We start from the raw sequence: 26,766 nt of genomic DNA, 5'->3' as shown, positions 1-26,766 counted from the left end.
CTCGCACTCCTTTGGTCGCAAAACCCCGGCAGTATCGGCTGCGATTGCGGCGATTGCGGGGCGACGGGGCGAAGCGCGGGACAGGTGCCGGGCGGCGGGACGGATCAGCCGATCAGCGCGCGCACGCGGGCGGTGAAATCCTCGCCGCGCTTTTCGAAGTTCGGATACTGGTCGAAACTCGCGGCCGCGGGCGCCAGAAGCACGACTTCGCCCGCCTGCGCCTCTTCGGCGGCCCGCGCCACGGCGCGGTCCATCGTCTCGCAGATCTCGTGCGGGGTCTGGCCGATCTGAAGCGCGAAGTCGCGCGCCGAATGGCCGATCAGATAGGCCTTGACCACAGACCCGAGGAACGGCTGCAACGCGGCGATGCCGCCGTCCTTGCCCATGCCGCCCGCGATCCAGCGGATGCGCGGGAAGGCCTGAAGCGCCTTGGCCGCGCTGTCGACGTTGGTGGCCTTGCTGTCGTTGACAAACCGGACGCCCCCCCGTTCGCCCACAAGCTGGCTGCGGTGCGGCAGGCCGCCGAAGGAATGCAACGCCGCCTCGATCTGCCTGGGGGCAAGGCCCAGGCTGCGGACCGCCGCATAGGCGGCGCAGGCGTTCTGGTGGTTGTGCGCGCCCGGCAGGCCCTTCACCTCGCGCAGGTCGATCGAGGCGATCTGCCGGCCATGCCGCCATTCAGCCAGAAACCCCTTGCGGGCAAAGACCGACCAGCCAAAGGCGTCAAGCTTCTGGCCCGACGAGATGCGGATCACCCGGTCATCCCCTGCGCCCTGCGCCAGCTGGTTGGCCAGATAGCGCCCCTCAACCTCGTCCACGCCGATCACCGCGCGGTCCGGCCCGCCCTCGGCGAAAAGCCGCCGCTTGGCCGCGAAATACCCGCCCATGCCGGCATGCCGGTCCAGATGATCTGGCGACAGGTTGGTGAAGACCGCCACATCGGGCGTCAGCGCACGGGCAAGGTCGGTCTGATAGCTGGACAGTTCCAGCACGATCACCTCGCCCTCGCCCGGCGGGTCGATATCCAGGACCCCACGCCCGATGTTGCCCGCCATCTGCGTCGGTCGCCCGGCCTCGGCCAGGATGTGGTGGATCAGCGCCGTGGTCGTGGATTTCCCGTTCGACCCGGTAACGCAAATGACGCGCGGCACGGTGTCGAAATTGTCCCATTCCGGGGTCGAGAGACTGCGGAAGAACAGGCCGATGTCATTGTCGACCGGCACGCCAAGATCCATCGCCCGGGCGATCACCGGATTGGGCGCGGGGTAGAGATGCGGGATGCCGGGCGAGACGACCAGCGCGGCCACACCCTCGAAGGCCGCGTTGCGCGTCAGGTCATGGCAGGTAAACCCTTCCGCCTCGGCCTTGGCGCGCGCTTCGGGGCTGTCATCCCACAAAAGCGGCTCGGCCCCGCCCGCAACCAGCGCCCGCGCCGTGGCCAGCCCCGACCGGCCGAGGCCCAGCACCGCGACCTTCTGCCCCTGCACACCCTGCACCGCGATCATGCCTTGCCCCCTGTTCGATGCCCCAAGGCATAGCCGGGCGCGAAGGGCAAGGAAAGGGGCCGGGCGGGACTGCGGCGGCGAGGCCGGGGGGTTTCACACCCCCCGGACCCCCCGTGGGATATTTAAGGACAGAAAATGGGGGCGGCCCCGCCCTCTAGCCCTGATTGTCGGGTTGGGCGCGCACCGCCCGGCGACCCTTGAGGGTAATCCGGTAGGGCGCCCCACCTAGCGAGCCGATCAGGCGGCGTCTGCGCAGGCGTTGAAACAGCGCCATGTCACAATCAGCCAGAACCAGACCGTCGCGGGTAAAGCAGGTGACGTCTGAAAGCCGCCCACGGTCATCGAACTCATGGCGGATCAGGCCACCGAGGGCCAGCACATGCAGAACGCGCTGTTCTGCCTTGGATATGTTCATCGGAAATGTCCGTCGAAAAAGTCACGTCAAACCCGCGGCGCCTGTCGCAGGCCGCGCGTTCTTGCTCATGACAGCTCCGGACCGGCCCCGTTCAGGGCCGGGTCATGCTGTCAGGCAAGTGTGACATTCTCTGACATCAACGCTCCGTCAGCGCTTGGTGGACATGCCGCAGGGATAGCCCCATCCGGGCGTGCGGTCAACGCACCTTCAGCGTGGCAAGGCCGATCAGCGCGAGGATCAGCGAGATGATCCAGAAGCGGATCACGATCTGCGGCTCGGCCCATCCCTTCTTTTCGAAATGGTGGTGGATCGGCGCCATCAGGAACACGCGCCGCCCGGTGCGTTTGAAGTAAAGCACCTGGATGATCACACTCAGCGCCTCGACGACGAAAAGACCGCCGACGATCGCCAGCACGATCTCGTGCTTGGTGCAGACCGCGATCGCGCCAAGCGCGCCGCCAAGCGCAAGCGACCCGGTATCGCCCATGAAGACGGCCGCGGGCGGGGCGTTGTACCACAGGAACCCGAGGCCTCCGCCGAACAGCGCCGCGGTGAAGATCAGCAATTCGCCCGTGCCGGGCACGAAATGCACGCCCAGATATTCGGTGAAGTTGAAGTTGCCCACGACATAGGCGATCACGCCAAGCGTTCCGGCCGCGATCATCACCGGCATGATGGCCAGCCCGTCCAGACCGTCGGTCAGGTTCACCGCATTGGCCGCGCCGACGATCACGATCATCCCGAACGGCACGAAGAAGATTCCGAGGTTCAGCAGCGCATCCTTGAAGAAGGGGAAGGCCAGTTCATTGGTCAGCGCGGGCGGGTGGAACGAGGCCGCCGCAAAGGCCGCCAGCCCCGCGATCACCAGCCCCAGCAGGAACCGCAGCCGCGACGACACCCCTTTGGTGTTCTGCTTCGTGACCTTGGCGAAATCGTCGGCAAAGCCGATCAGGCCGAAGCCGAAGGTGACCAGAAGCACGATCCAGACATAGGGATTGTCGAGCCTTGCCCACATCAGCGTGGAAAACAGAAGCGCCGACAGGATCAGAAGCCCCCCCATCGTGGGGGTGCCCGCCTTGGCGAAATGCGTGGCCGGGCCGTCATCGCGGATCGGCTGGCCCTTGCCCTGCTTGCGGCGCAGCAGGTTGATCAGCGGGCGACCGAACATGAACCCGAAGACGAGCGCGGTCACGAAAGCCCCGCCCGCCCGGAAGGTGATGTAGCGGAAGAGGTTGAAGACGTCCCCGCCATCGGAGAATTCGGTCAGCAGATACAGCATTCACTCGGTCCCATCGGTCTTGGAGGCGGTCGCTTGCCCCAGTTTCTTGAGCGCGTCAACAACAAGGCTGACCTTGATCCCCTTGGACCCTTTCACCAGCACCACGTCGCCCGCGTCGATCAAGTGATGGATGCGGGCGGCAAGTTCGGGGGCGGTTTCCACCCATTCGCCGCGCTGGCGGCGGGGCAGCGCCTCATGCAGCGCCCGCATCCGGGGGCCGACACAATGCACGACCGCGACCGAGGCCAGCGCCGGATGCCGGGCGATGTCGGCATGAAGCGCCAGTTCGGTTTCGCCCAGTTCCAGCATGTCGCCCAGAACCGCGATCCGGCGGCCCTCCTGCACGCGGCCCACGCCATCGGTGGGCCGGGTCAGGGCCAGCACCTCGAGGCTTGCGGCCATCGAGGCGGGATTGGCGTTGAAGGCGTCGTCGATCAGGTCGAAACCCGCCTCTTCCACCAGATCAAGAAGGATCCGTTCGCGGGTGCCGCGACCGGCGGGCGGCGACCAGCGGCCAAGGTCATGGGCAGCGATGGTCGGATCAAGACCAAGCGCATCGGCCACCGCCAGAACCGCCAGCGCGTTGACGGCGAAATGCCGCCCGGGCGTCATCACCTTGAAAAGCCGGGGGCCGACCGGTGTCTGGCCCTGGGCCACGGTGGTATCGGCGGTCAGTTGTGCCTGCGTCAGCCGGTAATCGGCGCCCGGTGCCTCGCCGAAAAGCACAAGGCGCGCGCCCAGGGCGGCGGCCTTGTCGGTCAGGATCGGCGTCACCGCCAGATCGGCGGGCAGGATCGCCGCGCCACCGGGCCGCAACCCTTCGAGGATCGAGGCCTTTTCATGCGCGATGCCTTCGATGCTTTCGAAGCTGAACAGATGCGCCGGCGCGACCGTGGTGATCATCGCCACGTCCAGATCGGCCATCCGCGCCAGCGGCGCGATTTCGCCGGGATGGTTCATGCCGATCTCGATCACGGCGAAATCGGTGTCGGCGGGCATCCGCGCCAACGTCAGGGGCACGCCCCAGTGGTTGTTGTAGCTGGCCTCGGCCGCGTGAACCGCGCCCTGCCCGCCCAACACCTGCCGCAGCATTTCCTTGGTCGAGGTCTTGCCGACCGACCCGGTCACACCGACCACGCGCGCGGTTGTCCGGGCACGCGCGGCCCGGCCCAGATCGGCAAGCGCCGCCAGCACGTCGGGCACGACAAGAAGCGGCGCGTCGGGCGACACGCCTTCGGGGACACGGCTGACCAGAGCGGCGGCGGCGCCCTTTTCCAGCGCCTGCGCGACAAAGTCGTGCCCGTCGCGGACATCCTTCAGCGCGACGAACAGGTCGCCGGGCGCAAGGGTCCGGGTGTCGATCGAGACGCCCGTCGCGGTCCAGTCGGCGGTCGTGCGTCCGCCCGTGGCGGCAGCGGCATCGGCAGAGGTCCAGAGCGGCGCGGCCATCAGATCACCCCATCCAGGGCGGCCACGGCAATCGAAGCCTGTTCCACGTCGTCGAAGGGATAGACCTCTCCCTTGATGATCTGCCCCGTCTCATGCCCCTTGCCCGCGATCAGCAACGCATCGCCCGGCCCAAGGGCATCGACGCCGCGCAGGATCGCCTCGGCCCGGTCGCCCACCTCGTTCGCCTCGGGACAGGCGGCCATGATCTCGGCCCGGATGGCGGCGGGGTCCTCGCTGCGGGGATTGTCATCGGTCACGAACAGCACGTCGGCATTCTCGCGCGCGGCCTCGCCCATCAACGGGCGCTTGCCCCGGTCGCGGTCGCCGCCCGCGCCAAAGACGATGACAAGCCGCCCCATGACATGCGGGCGCAGCGCACGCAGCGCGGTCTGGATCGCATCGGGCGTATGGGCGTAATCGACATAGACCGCCGCGCCATTGCCGCGCGTCGCGGCCAGCTGCATCCGCCCCCGCACGCCCGAAAGCCGGGGCAGGACGGCAAAGACATCGGCGGGCGGCGTGCCCGCGCCGATGACCAGCCCGGCGGCCAGCGCGACGTTTTCCGCCTGGAAGCCGCCGATCAGGTTCAGCCGCACCTGATGCGGCTGTCCCTGCCAGAGATAGCGCACCTCCTGCCCGGTGGCGTCGAACCGCTGCGCGGCGATCGACAGGTCGCAAGACCCGTCACTGCCCACCGTGATCAGCCGGTGGCCCCGGTCGCGGGCAATGGCCGCCATGTCGGCCCCACGCGGATCGTTCAGGTTGATGACCGCCGCGCCCTCGGGCGGCAGGAGCCGGTCGAACAAACCCGCCTTGGCATCGAAATAGGCCTCGAACGTCTTGTGGTAATCCAGATGGTCCTGGGTGAAGTTGGTGAACCCGGCCGCGGCAAGGCGCACGCCGTCCATCCGCTTCTGGTCAAGCCCGTGGCTTGAGGCTTCCATCGCCGCATGGGTGACACCGGCCGCCGCCGCATCGGCCAGCATCCGGTGAAGCGTGATCGGGTCGGGCGTGGTGTGGGCCGAAGGGGCCTCCCACGCGCCCTCGACGCCGGTCGTGCCGATGTTGATGGCGGCATGGCCAAGCGCCATCCAGATCTGCCGGGTGAAGGTGGCGACGGATGTCTTGCCGTTGGTGCCGGTCACGGCGACCATCGTTTCGGGCTGCGCCCCGAACCAGAGCGCCGCCGCGCCGGCCAGCGCCTGATGCGGATCCGCGCACAGCACCACCGCCGCCTCGGTTCCCTCAAGCGCCCCTGCCGCAAGCCGTTCGCCTTCGGCATCGGTCAGGATCGCGACCGCGCCCATCCGCAGCGCATATTCGATGAACTCGCCGCCATGCACGCGGCTGCCGGGCAGCGCCGCAAACAGAAAGCCGGGCTTCACCGCCCGGCTGTCCACGGCAAGCCCCGTGACCGTTGCGCCGCGTCCGCCGCGTGCCGTCAGGCCCAGTTCCGCCAGTGTCTTCGTGCCCGCCGTCATGCCCTGCCCCCGCGCCGATCCCGGTCCGTCAATTGCGCACGGCTGTTATCCCATCCGGGGGGCCAAGTTCAATGACCGGCCTCAGACCCAGCAGGGGCGCGCTGCGGCGGATGATCTCGGCCGCGACCGGCACGGCTGTCCAGCCTGCGGTGCGGCGGGGCTCCGTCCCCATCGTGTTCACCGGTTCGTCCAGCGTGACGATCAGCACATAGCGCGGGTCATCGGCCGGGAACATGGCGGCAAAGGTGTTGATCACCTTGTCCTTGTAATAGCCGCCGGTGCGCTTGGGCTTGTCGGCGGTGCCGGTCTTGCCCGCGACCGCATAGCCCTCGACCTCGGCCATCGAGGCCGTGCCCCGCGTCACCACCTGGCGCAGCATGTCGACCGAGGCGCGCGCCACGGGTTCGGACAGGACGCGCACGCCCTCGGCCGGGGTGTCGCGCTTCAGAAGCGTCGGCTTCACCGCGATCCCGCCATTGGCGATCGTCGCATAGGCGGCGGCCAGATGCATCGGGCTTGCCGACATCCCGTGCCCATAAGACGTTGTGATTGTTACGATTTCAGGCCACTTCGGCGGCAACAGAGGCTTTGCGCCGGGGGCTTCGACCAGTTCCAGCGGGGTCGGATCGAAGAAGCCAAGCGATTTCAGGAAGGCCTGCTGCCGCAACCCGCCGATCTGAAGCGCAAGCCGCGCCGTGCCCACGTTCGAGGACTTCACGATCACATCCGTGACCGACAGAAGCGGGCCGTAGTTCTTGTTCTGGAATTCCTTGATCCGGTGCTTGCCCCATTGCATCGGTGCATTGGCGTCCACCATCGTATCCGCGTTCACCAGCCCCAGTTCCATCGCCTGGGCGGTGGCGAAGATCTTGAAGGTCGAACCCAGTTCATAGACGCCCTGCACGGCGCGATTGAACAGCGGGCTGTCGCCCGGATCGCCCTTGACCAGCGGGTTCGGGCGGTCGTTCGGGTCGAAATCCGGCAGCGAGGCCAGGGACAGGATCTCGCCCGTGCGGGAATCCATCAGGATCGCGGCGGCACCCTTGGCGTTCATCATCTGCATGCCGGCGCCCAGGATTTCCTCGACGGCGGCCTGGATGGTCATGTCGATCGACAGCATCAGCGGCTCGCCCGCCTGCGCCGGATCGCGAAGCCGGGCGTCCAGTGCCTTTTCGATGCCGGCGGTGCCGATCACCTCGGCCGAATGGACGCCTTCGGCCCCGAAGGACGCCCCGCCCAGGACATGCGCAGCCAGGTCACCGTTCGGATAGACGCGCATCTCGCGCGGGCCGAACAGAAGGCCGGGGTCGCCGATTTCGTGCACCTTCTGCATCTGTTCGGGCGACAGGACCTTGCGGATCCACATGAAGCTGCGCCCGTCGGTGAACCGCCGTTCCAGCGCAGCCGCGTCCATGTCGGGGAAGATCGCCGCCAGTTCGCGCGCCACCCGTGCCGGATCGACCATGTCGCGCGGATGGGCGTAAAGCGAATGGGTCAGCATGTTGGTGGCCAGGATGCGCCCGTTGCGGTCGGCGATGTCGGCCCGCTGCGACAGGATCTGCGCACCCGAGGCGGCGGCGCGCGGTTCCATCGGTTCGGAGGCCGCCAGCAGCCCCATGCGCGCGCCGATCACGCCATAGGCCATGAAGAAGGCCAGCCCCAGCAGCAAAAGCCGCAGTTCCGCGCGGGTGCGCGCCTTGTCGCGCATCGCCTCGTGCCGCAGGCGCAGGTTTTCGCGTTCGATCGCGTCGGGGTTCTCGCCCTTGGCGCGGGCCGACAGGATGCGCGCCAGCGGGCGCAGCGGCGTGCGGATCATCTTACAGGCCCCCCTCGGTTTCGCCCATCACCTCGATTGCCCCCTCGATCACCGGCAGCACCGGCGCGGGATAGGCCACCTGACGCGCCGCGCCGAATTGCGACGGGTCCATCGGCAAAAGCCCGAGCCGGTCAAAGTTGATCGTGGCCAGTTCGCGCAGGCGGTCGGGGCGGTTCAGATAGGCCCATTCGGCGCGTTGCAGCGCCAGCGCCTCGCGCAGGTCGGCGATTTCGGATTGCAGGGCGTCGACATCGCGCAACGCCTGTTGCGTGGTGTAGTTCTGCTTGTAGGCCCAGAAGCCAAGGCCCATCACGGCGAGGAAGGTGAGGACATAGAAGACGGGGCGCATCAGCGACGTCCTTTCCGGTTGATCTGGGGCACGCCAAGGGCGGCCGGGTCGACATGGCCCGCAGGGGCCGAGGTGCGGCGCGCGACACGCAGCAGGGCGGACCGCGCGCGGGGGTTTTCGGCGAGCTCCGCCTCGTCCGGGCCGATCGCCTTGCGGGTGACGGGTTCGAAGGCCGGGGCCGATTGCGCCCGCGCCGGGGCATGGCGGCTGCCCTGCCCCTCGTGCCCGGAACGAAGCTGCATGAAGCGCTTCACGATCCGGTCCTCAAGGCTGTGAAAGGTGACGACCGCCAGCAGGCCGCCGGGTTTCAGCGCGCGTTCGGCCGCCTCAAGCCCTTCCACCAGTTCGGAAAATTCCGCGTTCACGGCAATGCGGATCGCCTGGAAGCTGCGTGTCGCCGGGTGGCTTTGCCCCGGTTTCGGGCGCGGCAGGCATCCGGCCACGATGTCGGCGAGGCGCAGCGTCGTGGTGATCGGCTCCACGGCGCGGGCGGCCACGATGGCGCGGGCGATCCGGCGCGAGGCGCGTTCCTCGCCGTAGTGATAAAGGATATCGGCCAGCGCGGCCTCGTCGGCCTCGTTCACCAGATCGGCGGCGGAAGGCCCTTCCTGCCCCATCCGCATGTCCAGCGGCCCGTCCTTCAGGAAGGAAAACCCGCGTTCGGCCTGGTCAAGCTGCATTGAGGACACGCCCAGATCCAGAACCACCCCGTCCAGCGGTTCGCCGGCATGCTGGTCGAGATCCGAGAATGTGCCCTGCACAAGGCGCAGCCGGTCGCCATAGTCGCCCGCCCAGCCTGCGGCCATGTCCAGCGCGAGCGGGTCGCGATCCACCCCGATCACACGGTCGGCGCCTGCGGCCAGCAGCCCGCGCGCATAGCCGCCCGCGCCGAAAGTCCCGTCAAGCCAGACGCCGCTGATGGGGGCGACAGCGGCCAGAAGCGGGCGCAGAAGCACCGGAACATGGGGTTGGCGATCTGGCGACGGATCGCGTTGCGCCATCCGTCAGCCCTCCGGGTCGTCGTGCGGCAGAAGCGACGTCAGATCCGCGCCGTCATCCAACAGATCGTCGAGCGAGATCTCGGCCTCCTGAGCCGCCTCATAGGTGTCACGCTTCCACAGCTGGAAGGTTTCCAGCGTTCCGGCGAAGGTGGCCTCGAACCCGGCCTTAAGATCCTCGGCGGTCACACCCATCCGATCGCGCGCCTTCGGCGGCAGGACGATGCGGCCGTCGTCATCCACCTCGACCAGCTGCGACAGGGTGACAAGGTTGCGTTCCAGCGCCTTGCGCTGCTTGGTGCCGGACGGCAGGCGACGGATCTGCGCCTCGACCCGCTTCATCTGGCTGATGGTATAGCCGACGGCATAGTCGTCGCCGTCCTTGCCGCCGTATACGATGACGAAACGGGGCTTTGCGCCATCGGCGCGGTCGGGACGGCTGTATTCCGGGTCGCCTGCCTCCAGCACGCGGCGGAAAGCGGCCGGGATCGACACCCGGGCTTTCGCGTCAACCTTCTGGTTGAACTCGCCTCTGAAAGACTCTGACACGTCCCTCGTCCTTGTTCGGCCTTTCCGGCCCTGTCCCTTGCCTTCGCCTTCCCCGACCCCGAAGGCGGGGTCCTAAACGGAAAGCGGCGGATTGAGCGGCTGCCACTGCTCAATCCGCCGTCCTGTCCCATCGCTGGGCGTCCAGTCGTGCGCGTCACCTGGGGGAGATGCTGCTCTCGCGCCGCCGGATCTCTTCGTTTCGGAAGGCGGATGCCTGTATGAAACCTGACCTTTTTCGCCTTGTTCGGGGTCTTTGGCTGCCCCTGCGCTTGTCTTGTTCCGTCTTCCGATGAGCAAGGATTGGCATGGGACTTTATGGGACGCAACGGAAAATTTTGGGCAAGATCGGGAATATCTTGTGCACCGCCGGCCCCAAATCCCTCATCTTGTGTCAAATTCCGGCCCTGAGGCGCAACAAATGGGACATTAATTCAAAAGACATACCATATATAGACAACCGAAGCCTCCCCCGACCATTCCCATGATTTCCCGGAAGATTTGCGGCATCATCAGAAATGTGGCCCCTGCGCCACGCTATGACCTGACAAATCCCGCAGAAAGCATGGGGCGAGGGGCGTCTTCACGCCTAGTCACGGCCAGGTGATTCGGTTTTCAGGGGCATTCGGCATCACATTTCCCATGGTTTCCCATGTTTGCACCCGCCCGGCGACCGGCACGGGAACGCACAGGAAAGAACCGCGCACGGATGGAACGCCGCGAAACGGGATCAGTCGCAGGAAAACGGCTTTCGAACAGCACGGCCGCGGGATCGGGCGCGAAGGCCGGAAGGCCGCGCCCATGAATCGACCGCCCGCTGCCGGCTCAGGCCATGCCGCCGGCGATCAGACGTTGGGCAAGGCGCGCATAGGCTTCGGCCACCGGCCCCTCGCCCGCGGCGATCGGCGTCCCCGCGTCGCCTGCAAGCCGAACCGACAGATCCAGCGGGATCTCGCCCAGGAAAGGCAGACCCAGCTGCGCGGCCTCGGCGGCGACACCGCCATGCCCGAAGATATGCGCCTCGTGCCCGCAATTGGGGCAGACATAGGTCGACATGTTCTCCAGAAGGCCAAGAACCGGCGTCTTCAGCTTCATGAACATGTCGAGCGCCTTGCGCGCGTCCAGCAACGCCACGTCCTGGGGCGTCGAAACGACAATCGCCCCGGTCAAGGCCGTGCGCTGGCAAAGCGTCAGCTGGATGTCGCCCGTCCCGGGCGGCAGGTCGATCAGCAGGATGTCGAGCGGCCCCCAATCGACCTGCGTCAGAAGCTGTTGCAGCGCGCCCATGATCATCGGACCGCGCCAGATGACCGCCTCATCCTCTTTCAGCATGAAGCCGATCGACATCACGGTGACGCCATGCGCCTGAAGCGGGATGATCGTCTTGCCGTCCGGGCTGGCGGGGCGCTTGTTGACGCCCATCATCCGCGGCTGGGACGGACCATATATATCGGCATCGAGAAGGCCCACGCGCCGGCCCTGCCGGGCCAGGGCCACGGCAAGGTTCGACGACACCGTCGACTTGCCAACCCCGCCCTTGCCCGAGGCGATCGCCACGATCCGGTCAACGCCCGCAAGCCGCTGCGGACCGCCCTGCTGGGGCGTCGGATGCTGGCCGATCTTGAGCGTGGGCGGCGCGGCCTTGGCCGCAGGCCCATGCGCCGTCATCACCACCTGCACCGATGTCACGCCCGGCAGCGCCTTCAGCGCGGCCTCGACCTGGGGCTGGACGGGGGCAAGAACGCGCGCCTCCTCGGGCGTCGCGGCCTCGATCACGAAGGCGACCTGACCGCCCTCGACCCGCAGGGCACGAATCAGATCCCGGCTGACAAGGTCGCCGCCACCGGGCAGCGGAACCAAGGCAAGGACACGTTCGACATCGGCACGGGACAGGGCCATCGTTCTTCCTCTGCATGACTATCAGGCAAATGTGCCGCGTTTTCCCCAAAGAACAAGACCATGTGGACCAATTGTTCAAATTTCAGGCGAAGTGCCTGTTAACGTTGCGGAAAAAGGGCGTGTTTGCCATGCAATTGCTGCATGGCAGCATTGCGGGCTGGGCGTATTGTGCAATCGCAGCATTTGCCCCATGTTACCCCTAACGGCGAAACGGACAGCCCGGCAGGACGCCACAAGGCACGCACCGGACGCCAGAACAAACAGAACCGAGGCAAGAGTAACATGGCTTTTGTGAACACCTCCCGCGTCGCCCATATCGGCCTTGCCGATCGTCTGGCGGCTATCGTCAAGTCGGTGAAGGAAGACCTGAACCGCCGCCGCGTCTACAAGCAGACGCTGGCCGAACTGAATGCCCTGTCGAACCGCGAGCTGGCCGATCTGGGCCTGCACCGTTCGATGCTGACCCGGGTCGCGCTCGAAGCGGCCTACGGCAAGTAAGCTTCTTGCCGGGCCCCACCTCCTCCCGGGGCCCGATGCAAAAACGGCGGCACGCTTCCTCCTCCCTCGTGCCGCCGTCCTTTCTTCGGAAGCCCAGGCTTCCAGCGTGATGCGCCGATGACCCTTCCTCCTCCCTCGGGTCACAGGCGCCCTGCGGCGGCTCCTACTCTCCTCCTCCCGGGGGTCGCCGCACAAACCTTCAGGCCCTGACCGGGCCTCAGTCATTCGGCGGCCCTACCTCCTCCCTCGGGCCGACGGACAAGCGACCGGCTCTTCCTCCTCCCTTGAGCCGGGCGCGACTAACGGCGGCGGCACCCTTTCCTCCTCCCTCGGGTGCCGCCGATCCGTTCCCCTTCCCCGGACCTTCGCGCCTTGTCTTGAACCTGCCTCCGCCGCGGTCCATCCTTGCGGCGACGGACAGGAACCACGGCGGACAACACCCCATGCGCGCATCCATGATCTCGGCGGCCCTCGTGGCCGCGCTGGTCGGCTATGGCTCGACCATCGCGCTGGTTCTGGCGGCGGCGGCCGCACTGGGGGCAACGCCCGCGCAGACGGCAAGCTGGGTGCTGGCGATCTGCCTGTCGAAGGCAGTGGGAAGCGCCGTTCTTTCCGCGCAATCCCGGGTGCCGGTGGTGCTGGCCTGGTCGACGCCGGGTGCTGCGCTGATCGCCGCGACATCGGGCATCGGCATGGCCGAGGGCGTGGGCGCCTTCGTGCTGGCGGGCCTTCTGGTGGCGGCGACGGGGCTGATCGGGCCACTGGGGCGGATCGTGGCGAAAATCCCCGACGGGATCGCGGCGGGGATGCTGGCGGGCGTGCTGCTGCCCTTCTGCCTCAAGCTGGCGCCCGCCGCCGTCGCACGCCCCGGCCTTGTGCTGGCCATGGTCGCGATCTTTGCCGTCGTGCGGCTGAAGAACCCGGCCTTTGCCGTTCTGGCGGCGCTTGCGGCGGGTCTGGCGGTGGCTTTTGCCAGCGGCGCGGCCACCCTGCCCGCGCTGAGCCTTCCCCTGCCCCGCCTTACCTTCATCGCGCCCGAATGGTCGCCCGGCGTGCTGATCGGGCTTGGCGTTCCGCTCTATCTGGTGACGATGGCCTCGCAGAACCTGCCCGGTTTCGCGACCCTGCGCGCGGCTGGCTTCGAGCCGCCGGTGCGCCCGGCGCTGGCGGTCACCGGCGGGCTTTCGGCGCTGACCGGCCTTTTCGGCGCGCATACCGTCAGCATGGCCGCGATCACCGCCGCGATCTGCCTTGGCCCGGATGTGGAGCCGGACCGGACGCGCCGCTGGCGCGTGGGGCTTGCCTATGCGGCGGTCTGGGTCGGTCTGGGGCTTTCGGGCCCGGTGATCCTGGCCCTTCTGGCGGCGCTTCCCGCCGACCTGATGGCGGCACTTGTCGCGCTGGCGCTGCTTGGGCCGCTGACGGGTGCGCTGACCGGGGCCTTCGCCGCGGCCGACCAGCGCTTTCCTGCCGTCGTCACGCTGACCGTGACCGCATCGGGCATGGCGGCTTTCGGGATCGGGGCCGCGTTCTGGGGGCTTGTCGCGGGGCTGGCCGTCTGGGCCCTGGAACGCGCCGCCGCCCGATGGCGGCAGGGTCGCGCCGGATGACGCGGCGCCGCGCCTAGAACGGGATCTCGTCCGCGCGATCGGCCGGGACGACGAAGCGGGCCACCAGTTTCTTTACCCCCGCCTTGTCGAAGGCCACATCAAGCTTGTCGCCTTCGATCCCGACGATGGTGCCATAGCCGAATTTCTGGTGGAACACCCGGTCGCCTTCGGTGAAGGCCGACACCGCCTGAAGGTCAATGACCTGATTGCGGGATTCGCGCGGTTGCGCCACCGGGCGCGTGGCGGCGTTGTCCTGCATCCGCTTCCAGCCGGGCGAGTTGTAGACATCGGCGCGCGTCGCCCGTTCCTCGATCCGCGATCCGCCGAAGGGCTGCGCCGCCGCGCCATAACCGCCGCCGTAAAGGCCCGGCGGCGTCAGCACCTCGACGTGATCCTCGGGCAACTCGTCGATGAAGCGGCTGGGAAGCTGGCTTTGCCACTGGCCATAGACCCGGCGGTTCGCGGCGAAGGAAATGGTGCACAGCCGTTCGGCCCGCGTGATCCCCACATAGGCAAGGCGGCGTTCTTCCTCCAGACCCTTCAGCCCGGTTTCGTCCATCGCGCGCTGGCTGGGGAACAGACCATCCTCCCAACCGGGCAGAAAGACCACCGGAAACTCCAGCCCCTTGGCCGCATGCAGGGTCATGATTGATACTTTTTCTGCAACGTCTTCGGATTCATTGTCCATGATCAGGGCGACATGTTCCAGAAAACCCTGCAAATTTTCAAACTGTTCAAGGGCTTTGATCAGTTCCTTAAGGTTTTCCAGACGCCCCGGCGCCTCTGGCGTCTTGTCATTTTGCCACATTTCCGTGTAGCCGGACTCTTCCAGGATCGTCTCGGCCAGTTCGATGTGGTTCGCCCCCGCCAGCGTCGCCGCATGCCAGCGGTCGACCCCGTCGACGAAGGCGCGCAACTGCCCCGCGCCCTTGCCGCCGATGCCGCCCTGCGCCAGCAGTTCGCGCGCGCCGTCGATCAGGTTCGCACCAGCCCCTCGTGCCGCAAGCTGGATCGACTGCACCGCCTTGTCGCCTAGCCCCCGCTTGGGGGTGTTCACCACACGCTCGAACGCCAGATCGTCGGCCGGGCTGACGGCAAGCCGGAAATAGGCCATCGCGTCGCGGATTTCCTGCCGTTCATAGAACCGCGGTCCGCCGATCACCCGATACGGCAGGCCGATCGTCAGGAACCGGTCCTCGAAGGCGCGCATCTGGTGGCTGGCACGGACAAGGATCGCCTGATCGTCTAGGCTGACCGGGTCGAAGCCGCGTGTGCCGCGTTGCAGGGCCTCGATCTCTTCGCCGATCCAGCGCGCCTCTTCCTCGCCGTCCCAATGGCCGATCAGGCGCACTTTCTCGCCCGTTTCGCGTTCGGTCCACAGCGTCTTGCCCAGACGTCCGGCATTGGCCGCGATCACGCCGGAGGCGGCTGCCAGGATATGCGGGGTGGACCGGTAGTTCTGTTCCAACCGCACCACCCGCGCGCCGGGAAAATCCTTTTCAAACCGCAGGATGTTGCCCACCTCGGCACCGCGCCAGCCGTAAATCGACTGGTCGTCATCGCCCACACAGCAGATGTTGCGGTGCCCCTGCGCCAGAAGCCGCAGCCACAGATACTGTGCCACGTTCGTATCCTGGTATTCGTCCACAAGGATGTAGCGCAGCCAGCGCTGATATTGCTCAAGAATGTCCGGATGCGCCTGGAAGATGGTGACCATGTGCAGAAGCAGGTCGCCGAAATCCACCGCATTCAGGGTCTTCAGCCGCTCTTGATACTGTTCGTAAAGCTCGGTCCCGCGGTTGTTGAAGGCCGAAGCCTCGGCTGCCGGCACCTTTGCGGGCGTCCAGGCGCGGTTCTTCCAGTGGTCGATCAAACCCGCCAGCATCCGCGCGGGCCAGCGCTTTTCGTCGATGTTCGCGGCCAGGACCAGCTGTTTCAGCAGGCGGATCTGGTCATCGGTATCAAGGATCGTGAAGTTCGATTTCAGCCCGACAAGTTCGGCATGGCGGCGCAGCATCTTGACGCAGATCGAATGGAAAGTGCCCATCCAGGGCATCCCCTCCACCGCCTCGCCCAGGTTGCGCCCCACCCGCAGCTTCATTTCGCGCGCGGCCTTGTTGGTGAATGTCACGGCGAGGATCTCGTTCGGCCGCGCCCGGCCGGTCGCCAGAAGGTGCACGATCCGCGCAGTCAGCGCCTTGGTCTTGCCGGTGCCCGCCCCCGCCAGCATCAGGACGGGGCCATCCAGCGCCTCGACCGCCTGGCGTTGCGCGGGGTTCAGATCGTCCAGATAGGGCGCAGGCCGCGCCGCCATCGCCCGGCGCGACAGGGGAACCGAGGCGGCGGCCTCGAAGGCGTCTGACTCGTCGAAGGTGCTCATGCGGTGCAAGGTAGCGGGTTCGGGACGGAAGGGAAAGAAGTGTTCTTGTTCCGTTCGGATTCTGGTGAAATTTGCAGGTGCAAAGGCCGCCTGAATATTTCGCAAAACTTTGCAACTGCGACGCTTCCGAGCCTTGCGCTGCAGTGCAGCGCCCCTAAAGTGCGCCCCAGTCACGCCAAGGAGGGGACGCCATGGCCGAGTTCAAGAAGATCCTTGTCGCCAATCGGGGCGAGATCGCCATCCGCGTCATGCGGGCCGCCAACGAGATGGGCAAGAAGACCGTCGCCGTCTACGCCGAGGAAGACAAGCTTGGCCTGCACCGCTTCAAGGCGGACGAGGCCTATCTGATCGGTCAGGGCCTGTCGCCGGTGGGCGCCTATCTGTCGATCCCCGAGATCATCCGCGTGGCGAAACTGTCAGGCGCGGACGCGATCCATCCGGGTTATGGCCTGCTGTCGGAAAACCCCGATTTCGTCGAGGCCTGCGAAAAGGCGGGCATCACCTTCATCGGCCCGAAGGCCGAAACGATGCGCGCCCTTGGCGACAAGGCCAGCGCCCGGCGCGTGGCGATGGCGGCGGGCGTGCCGGTGATCCCGGCGACCGACGTTCTGGGCGAGGACATGGCGCTGATCCGCAAGCAGGCGGCCGAGATCGGCTATCCGCTGATGCTGAAGGCGTCCTGGGGCGGCGGCGGGCGCGGCATGCGGCCGATCCTGTCCGAGGACGAGCTTGACGCCAAGGTGCGCGAGGGCCGGCGCGAGGCCGAGGCCGCCTTCGGCAACGGCGAGGGCTATCTGGAAAAGATGATCACCCGCGCCCGGCATGTCGAGGTGCAGATCCTGGGCGACAAGCATGGCGCGATCTATCACCTTTACGAACGCGACTGCACCGTGCAGCGGCGCAACCAGAAGGTCGTCGAACGCGCCCCCGCACCCTACCTGACCGAGGACCAGCGCGCCGAGGTCTGCGACCTTGGCCGCCGCATCTGCGCCCATGTGGGTTATGAATGTGCGGGCACCGTCGAATTCCTGATGGATATGGAGACGGGCAAGTTCTATTTCATCGAGGTGAACCCCCGCGTGCAGGTCGAACATACCGTGACCGAAGAGGTCACGGGGATCGACATCGTACAGGCCCAGATCCTGATCGCCGAGGGCAAGACGCTCGCCGAGGCCACGGGCACCGCCCGGCAAGAGGATATCACCCTTTCGGGTCATGCCGTGCAGTGCCGGGTGACGACCGAGGACCCACTGAACAACTTCATCCCCGACTACGGCCGGATCACCGCCTATCGGTCGGCCACCGGTATGGGGATCCGCCTGGACGGTGGCACCGCCTATTCGGGCGGGGTCATCACCCGCTATTACGACAGCCTTCTGGTCAAGGTCACGGCCTGGGCCCCCACGCCAGGGGCGGCGATCAAGCGGATGGACCGCGCGCTGCGCGAATTCCGCATCCGCGGGGTTTCGACGAACATCGAATTCGTCATCAACCTGTTGAAGCACCCGACCTTCCTGAACAACACCTACACCACCAAGTTCATCGACACGACGCCCGAGCTGTTCCAGTTCAAGAAGCGGCGCGACCGGGCGACGAAGATCCTGACCTACATCGCCGACATCACCGTGAACGGGCACCCGGAAACCGCAGGCCGCCCGCGCCCCGCTGCCGTGGTGAAGGCCCCGCGCCCGCCCGCGCTGCGGGCGGAACCGGCGATGGGAACGCGAAACCTTCTGGAACAGAAGGGCCCGACGGCCGTGGCCGACTGGATGCGCGCCCAGACCAAGGTCCTGATCACCGACACCACCATGCGCGACGGGCATCAAAGCCTTCTGGCGACCCGGATGCGGTCGATCGACATGATCAAGGTGGCCCCTGCCTATGCCGCGAACCTGCCGCAACTTTTCAGCGTCGAATGCTGGGGCGGCGCCACTTTTGACGTGGCCTACCGTTTCCTTCAGGAATGTCCCTGGCAACGCCTGCGCGACCTGCGCGCGGCCATGCCGAACCTGATGACCCAGATGCTGCTGCGCGCCTCGAACGGGGTGGGGTATACCAACTATCCCGACAACGTGGTGCAGGCCTTCGTCAAACAGGCGGCCATCACCGGGGTTGACGTCTTCCGCGTGTTCGACAGCCTGAACTGGGTGGAAAACATGCGCGTCGCGATGGATGCGGTGGTCGAGGCGGGCAAGGTCTGCGAAGGCACCATCTGCTATACCGGCGACATCCTCGACCCGAACCGCGCCAAGTACGACCTGAAATACTATGTCGCGATGGCGCGTCAGCTTGAGGCGGCGGGCGCCCATGTCCTTGGGCTGAAGGACATGGCGGGCCTGCTGAAACCGGCCGCGGCCCGGCGTCTGGTCAAGGCGCTGAAGGACGAGGTCGGCCTGCCGATCCATTTCCACACTCATGACACCTCGGGGATCGCCGGGGCCACGATCCTGGCCGCCTGCGATGCGGGCGTCGATGCCGTGGATGCGGCGATGGATGCGTTTTCGGGCGGCACCTCGCAGCCCTGCCTGGGGTCGATCGTCGAGGCGCTGCGCAACACTGACCGCGACACGGGACTGGACATCGGCGCGATCCGCGAGATTTCCAACTACTGGGAAGGGGTGCGCGCGCAATACGCGGCCTTCGAATCCGGCCTGCCCGCCCCGGCTTCGGAAGTCTGGCTGCACGAAATGCCCGGAGGCCAGTTCACCAACCTCAAGGCGCAGGCCCGCAGCCTGGGGCTCGAAGACCGCTGGCACGAGGTGGCGCAGGCCTATGCCGACGCCAATGCCATGTTCGGCGACATCGTCAAGGTCACGCCCTCGTCCAAGGTCGTGGGCGACATGGCGCTGATGATGGTGGCGCAGGGCCTGACCCGCGCGCAGGTCGAGGACCCCGCCAGCGAAGTGGCCTTCCCCGACTCGGTCGTTGACATGATGAAGGGCAATCTTGGCCAGCCCCCCGGCGGCTGGCCCGAAGCGCTGCAACGCAAGGTGCTGAAGGGCGAGGCGCCGTTCACCGACCGCCCCGGCAGCCACATGGCCCCGGTCGATCTTGAGGACGTGCGCGCGCGCCTGATCCGCGACCTGACCCGCGCCGACGAGGAAGGCGAGGACAGCGCCGTGGATGACGAGGACCTGAACGGATACCTGATGTATCCCAAGGTCTTCACCGATTACCGCGCGCGCCACCGGATGTATGGCCCGGTGCGCACCCTGCCCACGCGGACCTTCTTCTACGGCATGGAACCGGGCGAAGAGATCACCGCCGAGATCGACCCCGGCAAGACGCTGGAAGTGCGTCTGCAGACCGTGGGCGAGACGAACGAGGACGGTGATGTGAAGGTCTTCTTCGAACTGAACGGCCAGCCCCGCGTCATCCGGGTGCCGAACCGCGCGATCAAGGCCAAGGCCGCGGTCAAGCCGAAGGCGGCCGAAGGCAACCCCGCCCATATCGGCGCACCGATGCCGGGGGCCATCGCCTCGGTCGCGGTCCATGCCGGGCAAAAGGTGAACGCGGGCGATCTTCTGCTGACCATCGAGGCGATGAAGATGGAAACCGGCCTGCACGCCGACCGCGCCGCCGTGGTCAAGGCCGTGCATGTCCAGCCCGGCCACCAGATCGACGCGAAGGACCTGCTGATCGAACTGGAGTGATCGGCACCCGGGCGGCCCCCCGGCCGCCCCCCTTGTCCGCCCGCCTTGTCCGCCCGTCTCAAGGCCCTTCGGCCAAACGAAAACCGCCACGGGTTGCCCCGTGGCGGTTCGGTCAGATCATCCGGTCAGGCGATCATGCCGGGATGTTGCCGGCGTCCTGAGCGGCCTTCAGCTCGTCCGCCGAAAGGGCGCCGTCGGCGTCGGTGTCGGCAGCCTTGAAGACCTCTTCGGTCAGCTCCGGGAACGCCACCAGCAGCTCTTCCATCGAGTAGGTGCCATTGCCATCGGCATCGGTCACCACGGTCTGAGCATTGGCCTGAGCCACTGCGAAAGCCGAGATGGCGCCGAGGGTCAGAACGATCTTCTTCATTTCTTGTTTCTCCAGGGAAAACGGCCATGCGGGCCGCACACGAAGGCTTTCACCTTCGCGGCGGAACATACTGATTCCCTTCCATTTTTGAAGATGCCCAATACGCCGCTAGCGGCAACATCACCGCGATGTGAAAGCTGTTTCAGACCCCGTTGACGGCCCGCCCGATCTGGCGTCTGCATGCTGGATTCCGCACCTGCAGCACGACCGATTCTGCAACCGCGAATCAACCTATGCGTGCGCCGTCTGGAGCCGGATCAGCGCTCCATTTCCTCTTCCATCCGGGTGATCAGCCGCGTGTCCAGAAGCTGGCCTTCGCGGAACAGGATAGGATAGGCCACCGCCGTGATCTGGCCGTTGAATTCCTTCAGCGCATGGGCGCATTCCAGATGGATGTCGCTTGACGCGAAGCTGACCGCCTCGCCCGCGCTGAGGCGGCGCAGGTGCTTCTTGCGGGTCGTCCGGTGCAGATGGCGCATCTCGTCCTTTTCCGACAGCAGAAGCCGCGCGCTTTCCACATCGCCGGACACCAGCACCTGCGCGGCAAGGTTCATGTTGGACAGCACACGGTCATGCATCCCGCGCAATTCGCGCGCGCCTTCATCGGAAAACCTGACGCGCTTGTCATGCATCTCGTCCGCCAGCGACATCAGGCCCTTGGCCACGATGTCGCCCGCCGCCTCAAGCGCGATGGCATATTCCAGCAGGTCGCGAAGTTCTTTTTCCTCGTCGCCGCGCATCCTGTCGGCGGCGATCTGCGCGGCATAGCGGCGGATGCCGTCGAAGGCGGCGTTCACCACCCCGTCGGTCGCGCGGATCGCCTTCATCCGCGCGCGGTCGTAATCGGAAAACAGATCCATCGCCGGCAGCATCATTTCCGCCACCACCTGATGCATCCGCAGCAGTTCGTGCCGGATCGAGGCCAGCGCGATACTGGGCCGCGACAGGACGGTGGGATCAAGCGCGCTGCGATGGTGGATCGGAACCACCTCGGGGCCCGGCGCGGGCGGATCGGGCATCAGCCGCCGGATCGGGGCCTCAAGCGGGCGGCGGAATGGCAGCGCCAGCAGCAGCGCCGCATTGAAGGCGATGTGCAGCACGATCAGCGTCTGCGCAGGCGGCATCGGCGGCAGCTGTTCGACCAGCGGCAGCCGGTTGACCGCGACGACCGCGACAATCGCGGCCACGCCCCGCAGCGCGAGGTTCGCCAGCGGGATGCGCCGGGCGGCAGGCTCCATCCCGCGCGACAGCCACACCGGGATCAGCGCAGACCCCAGGTTCGCCCCCAGAATCAGCGACAGCCCGGCTTCCAGCGGAAAGGCCCCGACGGCGACGACCGTGACGCACATCAGGATCGCCGCGACCGAAGACATCATCACGAAGGCCAGCGCCGCACCGACCAGAAAGGCGGTTACGAAATCCCGCGCAAGGTATCCCGCGATGGCGGGCAGAAGGCCGCTGTCGCGGATCGGTTCCATCGTCTCGCGCAGGAACCGAAGCGAGATCAGCAGAAAGGCGATCCCCATCAGGATCCGCCCGGCCTGCTTCAGGTTGCGCCCCTCGGTCTTCAGAAACAGCATCCCGCCCACGGCCAGCAGCACCGGCACCAGCCAGTCGAGGCGGAGCGACAGGATCTGGATCAGCAGCGCCGAACCCAGATCGGCCCCCAGCACCACCGCCAGCCCGCTGGCGAAGGGCACCCCGCCCGAAGCCGCGAAGCCAGCCACCAGAAGCGAGACGGCGGCAGAGCTTTGCAGGATTACCGCCAGCGCCACCCCAAGGGCCGCCCCGCCCGCCGCGCTGCGCGGGCGCGTCAGCTGTTCGCGGAAGGCCGGGCCGACGGCGCGCTCGATCCCCGTGCGCACCATCCTGACGGCGAACAGCAGCAACATCGTTGCCCCGGCCAGATGGATCAGAAACCACAGGATCGCCAAGATCTATCCCCCACGATCTTCCCTTTGCCACAACGTCCCGGGGCGCGATGCGGTTCCCCGCCCGCCCCGGCCAGCACCGACCTGCGCGCACCGGTCAGCCGGCGCATATCACCTCGATCTCCCAGTCCCGCATCCGGCCGTCGAACACCGGCTTCAGGGGCCTGTCGGTGACAAGGATATCGACCTGACCGGGCGGGCAGGCCACGATCGGCGCGGTCTGACCGAACTTGCTGTGATCGGCCACGACGATCCGGCGCCTTGCCCGCGCCGTGACCGCGCGCGCCAGTTCGGCCTCGGAGGCGCCTGCCAGAAGAAACCCGGTCTGGGGGTCGATGGCATCCACGCTCATCACGGCGAAGTCGATGTTGAAGCGTTCGACAAAGGCGATGCTGTCGCTGCCGAAGGTGCCCAGTTCAACCTCGCGCAACTCGCCGCAGGCCAGGAACACGCGGTTGCCGTTGCGCCCGACCAGCGTCTGCGCCGGGGTCAGGGCATTGGTGATCACCGTCAGGTCGCGGTGATCCTTCAGCCGTTCCGCGACAAAGGCCGTGGTGGACCCGACATCCAGAAACACGCAGGACCCGTTCGGGATCAGCCCGGCCGCGGCTTGCGCGATTCGCGACTTTTCGCGCGACCGCCTGGACAGGCGCGAGGCGACGGGCGACATCGCATCTTTCGAGGTCAGATAGACCCCGCCATGAACCCGCTGCACCAGATCGGCCTTGGCCAGCGCCTTGACCGTGCGGCGGATCGTTTCCTCGGACACGTTCAGCGCCTCGGCCAGCGCAACGGTCCGCGCCGAACCGCCAAGCGCGCGCAGCGTATCCAGCAATTCCACCTCGCGGTGCGTGGAATGGGGTTCCATGGTCTTGACCATCCGCTGCGCCTCCTGTCAGGCCTCCGGACACGCGTCCCTGACCGGAAGTCACACCCAATTCCCACAAATGTCCAGAGGAAAGCCGCCCGATCGCGCCGAAAATGTGCGATTATGTGGGATTATCCAGCCAGGGCGATCAGGATGATCCCCATCGTCACCACCGATGCCGCAATCAGCCGCCGCCGCCGCGGCCCCTCGCCAAACCAGATGACGCCGAACAGCGCCGCGAACAGGACCGAGGTTTCGCGCATCGCCGAGACAAGGCCCAGGGGCGCGAGCGTCTTGGCATAAAGCGCCAGCGCATAGGCCGCGCCGGATGTCACGCCCCCGGCCAGACCGATCATCACCTGCCGCCCGCCCATCCGCCGGAGCCTTTCGCCCCGTGTGGCCAGCACGACGACGGCCACGATGATCTCGGCGGTGAAAAGCCAGGCGATGTAGGACAGCGCCTGCCCCGCGCTGCGCACCCCGATCCCGTCCGCGACCGAATAGGCCGCGACAGTCAGTGCCGTGCCGAAGGCCGCCAGAAGCCCCGTTCGGTGAACCGGATGGCCGGGCACCGGGCGGGCCAGCAGGAAGATCCCGGCCGAGATCGCCGCGATCCCGGTCCAGGCCAGGGCGGGCAGCGCCTCGCCGAGGGCAAGCCAGGCGGTGATCGCGATGATCAGCGGCGCCGCCCCGCGCGCCACCGGATAGATCACCGACAGGTCGCCCGACCGGTAGGCGATGTTCAAAAGCCAGTAATAGCCCCAGTGAATCACGGTAGAGGCCACGATATAGGGCCAGCTTTCCGGCGCGGGCGGGGGCAGGTTCAGCGCCAGCGCCGCACCGGGGATGACATGGCCAAGCGCGATCAGGCCCAGCATCACCGTCCGGTCCCCCGCCCCCTTGACCAGCGCGTTCCACAGCGCATGCATCAACGCCGCGCAAAGGACAATCGCGGTCACGCCCAGGGTCATCGGGCGGTCCGCCGCGCGGCCGCGCGCATCCCGGTCACGGCCAGGGCAGCGAATAGGTCTTCACGTTGGTGAAGAACTTCATCGCCTCGGTCACGCCTTCCTTCACGCCGTTGCCCGAATCCTTGATCCCCCCGAAGGGCGAGGTTTCGATCCGGTAGCCGGGCTGTTCCCAGATGTTCACCGTGCCCACATCGAGCCCCTCGATGAAGGCCTGCATCCGGCGGAAATCATTGGTGCAGACGCCCGAGGACAGGCCGAAGGGGGTGGAATTGGAAATCCGCATCACCTCGGCATCGTCGTCAGGCACGCGGACGATGGGGATGACGGGGCCAAAGGTTTCCTCCATCACCAGTTCGCTGGCATGGGGGACGTGATCGACCACGATGGGCGGCAAAAGCGCGCCCTTGCGGCCGGGATCATACAGAACCTTGGCCCCCTGATCGGCGGCCATGTAGACGCGGCGTTCAAACAGAGCGGCAGCCCCTTCATGGATCACGCAGCCCAGTTCGGTTTCCGGATCCATCGGATCGCCGAACCGGATCTTCCTGGCCTTCTCCAGCACCATGGGCACGAACCGGTCGGCCACGCTTTCCTGCACCAGGATGCGCTTGACCGCCGTGCAACGCTGGCCCGAATTGCCGGTCGCCCCCGCCACCGCGATGGTCGCAGCCTTGTCCAGATCGGCGTCGTCCAGATCGTTCAGCACGATCAGCGGATCGTTCCCGCCCAGTTCCAGCGCCTGCCGTTTATAAACCGCCTTGGCCGCGATCATCTTGCCCACCGGAACGCCCCCGGTGAAGGTGATGATGTCGGCGTTCGGGTTGGTGATCATTTCGTCGCCGATGTCGGCCGGAAGGCCGGTGACGACCTGAAACATCTCGGGCGGAAGGCCCGCTTCATAGAGGATATCGGCCAGCGTCAGCGCGGTCAGCGGGGTCAGTTCCGTGGGCTTCAGCACTATGCAATTGTTGGTGGCAATCGAGGGCGCGACCTTGTGGCTGACCATGTTCAGCGGGTGATTGAAGGGCGTGATCGCGGAAATCGCCCGGACCGGCTCGCGCTTGGTGTAGATCTTGCGGTTCTTGCCGTTATGCGTCAGGTCGCAGGAAAAGATCTGCCCGTCGTCCTGAAGCGCCTGTGCGGCGGCGAAGGTATAGACATCCTGCGCGCGCTTGGTTTCATAAACCGCGTGTTGCCAGCAGATGCCCAGTTCCAGCACCAGCCACTTCGCCAGATAGTCGCGCCGTTCGCCGATGATTTCGCCCGTCCGCTTCAGGATCTGGCTGCGCTCATAGCGGGTGAGGCGCGACCGGTAGTTCGCCGCGATGTCGAAGGCGCGGCGCGCGTGTTCGGCGGTGCCGGCGGGCACGGTGCCCACCACCTCGTTCGTGTAGGGATAGCGCACCTCGATCACGCGGTCGGTGAACACCACCTGCCCGCCGATGCGCATGCCTTCGTGTCGGATATCGGTCATGGCGTCCCCCGGATCACAGCGCCGCCGCGCGGGTGGCGTAGTAGAAGGCGTCGAAGTTGCGCAAGGCGGGTTCGCCCGGCACATCCGGCATCACGCGATTGACGATGAAGGGCACCTCCTGTTCGGTCAGCCCGCCGTGGCTGCGCAGGGGTTCCTTCAGCGCGGCAAGGTCGTGCCGGTGTTCGGATGTGCCGATCGTCATGTTCTCGCCCGAGATCATGACGATATCGCCGATCCGGTCGGCCGGAAGCTCGAAGCGGCGCACCGCCTCGTCCCGGTCCACGACAAGGATCAGTTCGGGCCGCGCCGCGAGCCGCGCCATGATCGCGGCCCGGTCGGTGCCTTCGGGCAGATAGGCCGTGGCAAAAGACCCGAGCGCCCCGTGATGGACGACGTAAGGATCGGTGATCGGCAGGATCACGCGGGCCGCGGCCTTGCCCAGCCAGTCGTCAAGAAGGTCCTGCACATAGATCACGGCGGGCCGGCCGTTATTGTCATGCTTGGGTTTCATGCCGTGATCGGCGGTCACGACAATTGCCGCGCCCATCTCGTCCAGCTCGGCCAGATAGCGATCGAACATGGCATAGAAATCCTTGGCGCCCTGTTCCTCGGGGGCGAACTTGTGCTGGATGTAATCGGTCGTCGACAGATACATGATGTCGGGCGCCCATTCGCGCAAAAGCTTCACCCCCGCCGCAAAGACGAATTCCGACAGGTCCGCCGAATAGACCTCGGGCACCGGACGGCCCAGCCAGCGGCTGGCATTGTCGATCCCGTGTTCGGCCTTCGTCGTCGTATCCGCCCGTTCCGAGGAAAAGGCCACCGCGCGATCCTCGTCGAACCGCAGCCCCGCGCCCAGAAGCGCGCGCAGCTTGTCCTTGGCCGTCACCATCGCAACCCGCGCGCCCGCCTCGTAGAAACGCGAAAAGATCGTCGGCGCCCGCAGGAATCGCACGTCGTTCATCATCACTTCCTGCCCGGTTTCGGGTTCGTAAAGGTAGTTGCCGCAGATGCCGTGAACAGCGGGCGGGCGGCCCGTGGCGATGGACAGGTTGTTGGGGTTGGTGAAGGACGGGATCACCGAATGGGCCAGCCGGTCGGTTCCGGTTTCGCGGATGCGTTTCAGCGTGGGCATCAGCCCCTCGGCGATGGCCACGTCCAGATAGGCGGGTTCGCATCCGTCAAGGCAGATCGCGATGGCGCAGACCTTGGGCGCGGGATAGGTGCGGCCATTGGCCTCGACGGGGGCGGTGATGGGCATGGGTCTTCCTTTG

General features: G+C 66.6%; 20 protein-coding genes. 3 read left to right on the top strand and 17 right to left on the bottom strand.

Going from position 1 to position 26,766, the window contains the following annotated elements; genetic code table 11:
- Positions 1 to 104: 104 nt before the first annotated feature.
- The 10 genes from murD to E7811_RS17085 all read right to left on the bottom strand — a co-directional run bounded on the left by murD (position 105) and on the right by E7811_RS17085 (position 11,737).
- Positions 105 to 1,505, bottom strand: coding sequence for a UDP-N-acetylmuramoyl-L-alanine--D-glutamate ligase (gene murD, locus E7811_RS17130; RefSeq protein ID WP_136395904.1), 1,401 nt, complete (start codon positions 1,503 to 1,505; stop codon positions 105 to 107).
- Positions 1,506 to 1,659: 154 nt separating this feature from the next.
- Positions 1,660 to 1,920, bottom strand: coding sequence for a YjhX family toxin (locus tag E7811_RS17125; protein ID WP_136395903.1), 261 nt, complete (start codon positions 1,918 to 1,920; stop codon positions 1,660 to 1,662).
- A gap of 196 nt (positions 1,921 to 2,116) precedes the next feature.
- Positions 2,117 to 3,199, bottom strand: coding sequence for a phospho-N-acetylmuramoyl-pentapeptide-transferase (gene mraY, locus E7811_RS17120; RefSeq protein WP_136395902.1), 1,083 nt, complete (start codon positions 3,197 to 3,199; stop codon positions 2,117 to 2,119).
- The gene (locus tag E7811_RS17115) at positions 3,200 to 4,648 is read right to left on the bottom strand and encodes a UDP-N-acetylmuramoyl-tripeptide--D-alanyl-D-alanine ligase (protein WP_136395901.1); all 1,449 of its coding nucleotides are present in this window, start codon (positions 4,646 to 4,648) and stop codon (positions 3,200 to 3,202) included.
- Positions 4,648 to 6,129: a UDP-N-acetylmuramoyl-L-alanyl-D-glutamate--2,6-diaminopimelate ligase gene (locus E7811_RS17110; RefSeq protein WP_136395900.1), complete on the bottom strand. Its 1,482-nt coding sequence runs from the start codon at positions 6,127 to 6,129 to the stop codon at positions 4,648 to 4,650. The genes E7811_RS17115 and E7811_RS17110 overlap by 1 nt, the downstream gene beginning before the upstream one ends.
- Positions 6,130 to 6,157: 28 nt before the next feature.
- Complete coding sequence (locus E7811_RS17105) at positions 6,158 to 7,945, bottom strand: peptidoglycan D,D-transpeptidase FtsI family protein (RefSeq protein ID WP_136395899.1); 1,788 nt, start codon at positions 7,943 to 7,945, stop codon at positions 6,158 to 6,160.
- Between the two features lies 1 nt (position 7,946).
- Positions 7,947 to 8,294: a cell division protein FtsL gene (gene ftsL, locus E7811_RS17100; protein WP_136395898.1), complete on the bottom strand. Its 348-nt coding sequence runs from the start codon at positions 8,292 to 8,294 to the stop codon at positions 7,947 to 7,949.
- Positions 8,294 to 9,295, bottom strand: coding sequence for a 16S rRNA (cytosine(1402)-N(4))-methyltransferase RsmH (gene rsmH, locus E7811_RS17095; RefSeq protein WP_136395897.1), 1,002 nt, complete (start codon positions 9,293 to 9,295; stop codon positions 8,294 to 8,296). The genes ftsL and rsmH overlap by 1 nt, the downstream gene beginning before the upstream one ends.
- Before the next feature lie 3 nt (positions 9,296 to 9,298).
- Positions 9,299 to 9,841, bottom strand: coding sequence for a division/cell wall cluster transcriptional repressor MraZ (locus tag E7811_RS17090; protein WP_136395896.1), 543 nt, complete (start codon positions 9,839 to 9,841; stop codon positions 9,299 to 9,301).
- Between the two features lie 822 nt (positions 9,842 to 10,663).
- The gene (locus tag E7811_RS17085) at positions 10,664 to 11,737 is read right to left on the bottom strand and encodes an Mrp/NBP35 family ATP-binding protein (protein ID WP_136395895.1); all 1,074 of its coding nucleotides are present in this window, start codon (positions 11,735 to 11,737) and stop codon (positions 10,664 to 10,666) included.
- Positions 11,738 to 12,019: 282 nt separating this feature from the next.
- Here E7811_RS17085 and E7811_RS17080 point away from each other — a divergent pair, with 282 nt between their 5' ends.
- Together E7811_RS17080 and E7811_RS17075 are read left to right on the top strand one after the other, a co-directional pair.
- The gene (locus E7811_RS17080; protein ID WP_136395894.1) at positions 12,020 to 12,235 is read left to right on the top strand and encodes a DUF1127 domain-containing protein; all 216 of its coding nucleotides are present in this window, start codon (positions 12,020 to 12,022) and stop codon (positions 12,233 to 12,235) included.
- A gap of 443 nt (positions 12,236 to 12,678) precedes the next feature.
- Positions 12,679 to 13,845: a benzoate/H(+) symporter BenE family transporter gene (locus tag E7811_RS17075; RefSeq protein ID WP_136395893.1), complete on the top strand. Its 1,167-nt coding sequence runs from the start codon at positions 12,679 to 12,681 to the stop codon at positions 13,843 to 13,845.
- Between the two features lie 13 nt (positions 13,846 to 13,858).
- Here the strand turns inward: E7811_RS17075 and E7811_RS17070 are convergent, their stop codons facing one another.
- Entirely contained in the window at positions 13,859 to 16,225 is a 2,367-nt protein-coding gene (locus E7811_RS17070; RefSeq protein ID WP_136395892.1) for an ATP-dependent helicase, read from the bottom strand.
- 191 nt (positions 16,226 to 16,416) lie between these two features.
- Between E7811_RS17070 and E7811_RS17065 the strand changes: the two genes are divergently transcribed.
- Positions 16,417 to 19,878 carry a pyruvate carboxylase gene (locus tag E7811_RS17065; RefSeq protein WP_136395891.1) on the top strand — a complete coding sequence of 1,154 codons (3,462 nt, stop codon included), beginning with the start codon at positions 16,417 to 16,419 and terminating at the stop codon, positions 19,876 to 19,878.
- A 133-nt stretch (positions 19,879 to 20,011) separates the two neighbouring features.
- Here E7811_RS17065 and E7811_RS17060 read toward each other — a convergent pair whose 3' ends face one another.
- From E7811_RS17060 to phnA, 6 genes are all read right to left on the bottom strand, one after another.
- Entirely contained in the window at positions 20,012 to 20,317 is a 306-nt protein-coding gene (locus E7811_RS17060; protein ID WP_246020517.1) for an EF-hand domain-containing protein, read from the bottom strand.
- 188 nt (positions 20,318 to 20,505) lie between these two features.
- A complete protein-coding gene (locus E7811_RS17055; protein WP_136395890.1) occupies positions 20,506 to 22,182 on the bottom strand; it encodes a Na/Pi cotransporter family protein in 1,677 nt (558 codons plus the stop codon).
- A 94-nt stretch (positions 22,183 to 22,276) separates the two neighbouring features.
- Positions 22,277 to 23,059, bottom strand: coding sequence for a DeoR/GlpR family DNA-binding transcription regulator (locus E7811_RS17050; protein ID WP_136395889.1), 783 nt, complete (start codon positions 23,057 to 23,059; stop codon positions 22,277 to 22,279).
- A 119-nt stretch (positions 23,060 to 23,178) separates the two neighbouring features.
- The gene (locus E7811_RS17045) at positions 23,179 to 24,018 is read right to left on the bottom strand and encodes an EamA family transporter (protein WP_136395888.1); all 840 of its coding nucleotides are present in this window, start codon (positions 24,016 to 24,018) and stop codon (positions 23,179 to 23,181) included.
- 34 nt (positions 24,019 to 24,052) lie between these two features.
- A complete protein-coding gene (phnY, locus tag E7811_RS17040; protein WP_136395887.1) occupies positions 24,053 to 25,492 on the bottom strand; it encodes a phosphonoacetaldehyde dehydrogenase in 1,440 nt (479 codons plus the stop codon).
- A gap of 13 nt (positions 25,493 to 25,505) precedes the next feature.
- Positions 25,506 to 26,753, bottom strand: a complete 1,248-nt coding sequence (gene phnA, locus E7811_RS17035) for a phosphonoacetate hydrolase (RefSeq protein WP_136395886.1) — start codon at positions 26,751 to 26,753, stop codon at positions 25,506 to 25,508.
- Positions 26,754 to 26,766 lie beyond the last annotated feature (13 nt).

Source organism: Aliigemmobacter aestuarii (assembly GCF_004799285.1).
Taxonomy (GTDB): domain Bacteria; phylum Pseudomonadota; class Alphaproteobacteria; order Rhodobacterales; family Rhodobacteraceae; genus Aliigemmobacter; species Aliigemmobacter aestuarii.
Note: the sequence above shows the minus strand (reverse complement) of the source record. Positions and strands in the feature narration are given on the sequence as shown.